The organism is Chitinimonas violaceus, assembly GCF_052601015.1.
The window spans coordinates 1-1,025 of the sequence record NZ_JBQXDJ010000188.1; the positions used below are offsets into that span (position 1 = coordinate 1).

A 1,025-nucleotide genomic window follows, 5' to 3' on the forward strand; every position below is an offset into this window, starting at 1 on the left:
GGCAGCAGCCAGCGCTTGTCGGGGGTCACCCAGACCGATGGCAGCACATTGCGCTTCAGCTACCAGGAAGTCAGCTCCGGCGACTTCCGTCTCGCCAGCCTCACCGACGCACTGGGCCAGGTCACCCGCTTCAGTTATGACACTACCCAGCGCATCACCACGGTCACTGACCCGCTCGGTCAAACCACCCGTTATACCTGCGACACCCAGGGCCGCTTCACCCAGGTTGAAGGGCCGGATGTCGAGGGACGCAAACAGAGCTTGCGTTACAACTATGATGCCGACGGCAACCTGAGCCAGACGACCGATGCCCTCGGTAACAGCGTCACTTACACCTATGACGCCCAGGGCAATCTGCTCAGCCAGCAGGACAGCGCCGGGGTACGGGTGGATCGGCGTTACGACCGCCACAACCAGCTGATCGCCGAGACCACTTACCGCCAGACTGACCCCGATGGCGCCGGTACTGCCCAGGCCAGTGGGGCGCAAACTACCCGCTATGTGTACGACGACAAGCAGAACCTGCGTTTTGTCCTGACCCCCACCGGGCGGGTCACCGAATACCGTTACGACGGCTTTGGGCAACGCAGCAGCCAGCTCGGCTACAGCCAGGCGGTGTATGACGTCCGTGCCCTCGGTATCGACGCCACGCCTACGCTGGCCCAGCTGAGCACCTGGGCGACCGCCCACAGCAACGCGCAGGTCAGCCGGGAAGACTATGCCTATGACGGCCGCGGCGGTTTACAGCAGACCACCCGCTTCGCCAGTGCCGATGCCCAGGGCAATGGCATCGCCACGGCAGCCCGCCAGACCCGGACGACCTATGACCTGTCCGGCCGGGTATTGACCCAGCTGGAAGTCGGCAGCGGCCGCCAGCAGACCCATGGCTATGATGGGTTGGGCCGCTTGCTCAGCACCCTGGACAGTGCCGCCCCAGCGACCACCATCACCCGCCAGTACGATGAAGCGGGCAAGACACTGACGCTGACCCAGGTCAATGGGCGTGTCGATACCCAGAGCTACGA

At 64.3% G+C, this 1,025-nt stretch carries 1 pseudogene; it reads left to right on the forward strand.

Annotation, left to right across the window (positions count from 1 at the left end):
* Positions 1–1,025 (forward strand): annotated as a pseudogene (locus ACUHMQ_RS20820) (hypothetical protein); the annotation flags it as partial.